Here is a 3,408-nt window from a genome sequence, read left to right as displayed (position 1 = left end):
GGCGCGGGAGCCGGGGCGGGCGCTGGTGCAGGGGCGGGTGCCGGAGCGGGGACAGGGGCCGGCGCGGGCGCGGGCGCGGGCGCGGGCGGCGTGCCGCCACTCGGCCCGAGGTCCTGCCACAAGCTCGCCGTCGTCGGGTTCCAGCCGGTGCCGGTGTAGTCGGTCTGCGCGACCCAGGCCTTGTAGTCGTGCCCGGCGTACGACACGATCGTGCCCGCCGCGTAGAACGTGTCGGGTTTCCAGGCCGGGTAGGCCGCGTGCACGGCCGCGGCCGCCACCGACAGAACCAAGGACGCCAGCACGCGGCGCGCGGAACCGCCCGAGGCGGAAGTGGTCATGACCATTTTTAATCGCTCCCTCTGGATAGATGCTGCCGTCAGCATATCCAATTGAATACCAGTTGGAGCGATCCTCGCGCAGCAGGACGCTATTTCTTCTGTGACGACTCGTACGCTTTCGCGTCGAAATTGCTGTACTCCGTCTTCCAGTTCGCGCCTTCGTCGGTGGACGAGCGGATCGAGAACAGGCCGAGCTGCCCGCGGTCGACCGCGAAGGTCTTGCCCGAGGGCAGCTGCACAAGGTGCCAGGCCAGCGGGAAATCACCGCGCTTCTTCCAGGTCTTGCCGCCGTCGTCGCTCGCCTTCAGTACCTGGTCGGTGAAGACGCCGCCCGGGTTCAGCAGCGTGCCGCCCAGCGTCTCGTAGGGCGGAGCGACCTTCACGTTGAAGTCCGATTTGATCTCCCTCCAGTTGGCACCCATGTCCTTCGACAGGTACAGCGACGCGAACACCCCCGCGAAGCCGCCGCCCGGCGAGGTGACGATGCCCAGCGAACCGCCAGGGTGGTACTCGATCGTCACGATCCGGCTGTTGTTCGGGGCCGTGGTGGTGCGCCAGATGCCGCTCGCGTAGTCGAGCGACTGGATCTGGCCGGTGCTCAGCGCGTAGGTCAGGCCCTGCGGGGCGCGCCAGATCCAGAACGAGTTCGCGCCGCTCCAGAAGCTGTTTGCGACGCTTTCCTTGCGCACCGGCGTCCAGGTGCCGGCGACCAGGCGAGGCGACTTGAAGAGCGTCACCTCGGTGCCGCTCTGCTCGGCGATGTACCAGCCGGTGCGGTCGTTGCCGTCGACGAACAGCAGGTTGCCGGGCGGCAGGTCGCCGGTGTCGATCGGCACCAGCCGGTCGCCACCCGGTGGAAGGCGCAGCAGCGTGCTGAACTCGCCGGCCGCGACCAGGCTGGCATCCGGGCGGTCGACCGGGGTCACGTGCAGCAGCGACTCCAGTCCGGTGCTCGGCAGCACGCGCCAGTGGCCCTCCGTCGACCGGATCAGCAGGCTGCCCAGGCGCGAGGCGGCGACGACCCGGCCATCGGACAGCTCGACCATGTTGTCGGCACCGACCGGCCGCAGCCGCGCGTACTCCTCGACCAGGTCGTTCGACGTGCGCGTGCCGTCCCAGCCGCCGGGCGTCGTGCCGGCAAAGCGCTGCGCCTGCTCGGGAGCGAAGCGCTGCATCATCGGCAGGTTCGACGTGATGGTCGCGCTGCGCCCGACGACGACGTTCGTGTTCACCGGCGTCATGATGAGCCGGCCGAGGTCGGTCGGCGTGCCGGGGACGATGGTGAAGCGGCCGATGCGCTGGCGCATCGTCGGCGTCATGCGCAGGGATTGGTTCGTCGCCCTGTTCGACAGCCCCGAGAACTCGTAGGCACCGGCCGGCAGCACGCCGACGAACAGCGAGGTGTCGCGCGCGAGGCCGGGTGCCACCTGCGTCAGGTTGAAGATGCTGCCGCTGGAACTGCCATCGGCATTGAGCCGCGTCACCGAGGCGACGTCCATCGCGGTGACCTGGGCCGTGTTGCCGGTGATGCTCACCACGGCCACGCTCTCGTTCGCCTTCGGCGGCGTCTTCAGCGGGTCGGGGGCGGTGCTGATGGTGGTGCAGCCGGCAGCCGCCACAAGGGCGCACGCCAGCAACGCATGCCGCAGGGCGCGGCGCGCAGGATCGATCAGGTTCAAGGGAAACTCCTCCGGTCGGTGGTGACGGCCCTGGGGGCTCGTTCGGCCCCTCGGGGGAGCGCCAGTTTAGGGCTTGTTAACAGGCCCTAGACCACGCGCCGGATCAGAACCAGGCCACCGGCAGGCTGAGCCCGACGGATTGGATCAGCTGCTGGCGCTGGGCCTGCAGCAAGGGCGTGGGCGCGCGCCAGCGGCGGTAGGTGTGCAGGAAGTCGACGACGACCGTGTTGTTCGTGGCCGCCGGCGCGGTGCCGCGGTGCAGGCCGGGGTTCACCTCGTCCTTGTGCACGATCGCGCCGCCACCCTCGTAGTACTGGGGCATCGCCTTCTGGCACACCGAGAGCAGGAAATCCCAGTCTTCCTGCGATTCGAGATGCGGGTCGACGCTGCAGCCTTCGAGCGCCAGGCGGTGGAACACCAGCGCGTTGTTCGGGATGAAGTTCTTCACGTGCAGCGATTCGATCGGGTGGCCGCCGAGGTGGATGCGGGTGCGCGCGAGGACCGCGTGCAGGTCCTTCTCGCGGTCTTCGTTCAGCACGTCGAAATCGGAGTACAGCACCTTGGCCTCAGGGTGGGCGCTGATGTGGGCCTGCGTGCGCTGCAGGTGCTCGGGCGCGAAGGTGTCGTCGTCGTCGAGGAACATCACCCACTCGCCGCGTGCGAGCCGCATGCCCTGGTTGCGGCTCTCGGCCGGGCCGCAGCGGCCGCAGCGCTTGATGAACATGTCCTGCTCGCGCAGCAGTTCGGCGCAGACGGTGGCCGTGTCGCCGTCGAGCGCGTCGGCCACGACGATGACCTCGAAATCCTGGAACGTCTGGGCGCGCAGCGAGCGCAGGGCGCGCGCCAGCAGCGGTGCGCGCAGGTGGGTCGTGGTGATGATGCTGAAGAACGGCGATCGGTACATCTCGGGCTCCATCGGGCGCGTCATGCGCCATCAGTGGGAGCCGATTCTGGGAAGGAGTGGGGTGCCGATCGACACGAAAAACGGGCCAAAGGCGGTGGGTCTCGGACCTATGGTACGTGTGTACCGGAACGGAAGAGCGGGCTCGTTTTCCCGACCTACTGCACCTGCTGCAGCGCCTTCGCGATGCGGTGCCGGCCGACCGTCGGTTTCGGCACGCGCACGTCGAACCAGCTGCGCACGTCAGCGTCCAGCCCGATGCCGTGCATGTAGTTGTAGATCGCCTTCTTCAGCGCGCGGCCCATTGCGTCGTGGTCGGTGCCGGTCGGGTCGATGAAGCCGACGTCGTTCTTCGCGAAGCGGCCCGGCGGCAGCGGCTGCAGCGAGATGCCGTAGTCGGCGGGCTGCAGGCCGACCGGCGAGTGCACGGTGCAGGCGAAGCGGTGGAAGAAGCCGCTCGCGATGCAGCCTGCCTCGAACAGCTGACGCA

General features: G+C 68.7%; 3 protein-coding genes and 1 pseudogene. All 4 read right to left on the bottom strand.

Translation table 11 applies throughout. The annotated features are described in order from the left end of the window. The coding region (locus AC1D12_RS28440; protein ID WP_477844446.1) for a carbohydrate-binding protein at window positions 1–338 on the bottom strand (338 nt) is incomplete at its 3' end. Window positions 339–427: 89 nt separating this feature from the next. Then, window positions 428–2,017: a beta propeller repeat protein gene (locus tag AC1D12_RS28435; RefSeq protein ID WP_477844444.1), complete on the bottom strand. Its 1,590-nt coding sequence runs from the start codon at window positions 2,015–2,017 to the stop codon at window positions 428–430. A gap of 103 nt (window positions 2,018–2,120) precedes the next feature. After that, the gene (locus tag AC1D12_RS28430) at window positions 2,121–2,945 is read right to left on the bottom strand and encodes a glycosyltransferase family 2 protein (protein WP_477844442.1); all 825 of its coding nucleotides are present in this window, start codon (window positions 2,943–2,945) and stop codon (window positions 2,121–2,123) included. Window positions 2,946–3,076: 131 nt separating this feature from the next. Then, window positions 3,077–3,408: pseudogene (locus tag AC1D12_RS28425) on the bottom strand (radical SAM protein); the annotation flags it as partial.

The sequence above is a fragment of the Rhizobacter sp. P1_G5 genome, from assembly GCF_056405435.1.
Note: the sequence above shows the minus strand (reverse complement) of the source record. Positions and strands in the feature narration are given on the sequence as shown.

Bases quoted from the DNA above. Each gene is read 5' to 3' on its own strand.
- AC1D12_RS28430 (WP_477844442.1), bottom strand. From the start codon at position 2,945: ATGACGCGCCCGATGGAGCCCGAGATGTACCGATCGCCGTTCTTCAGC.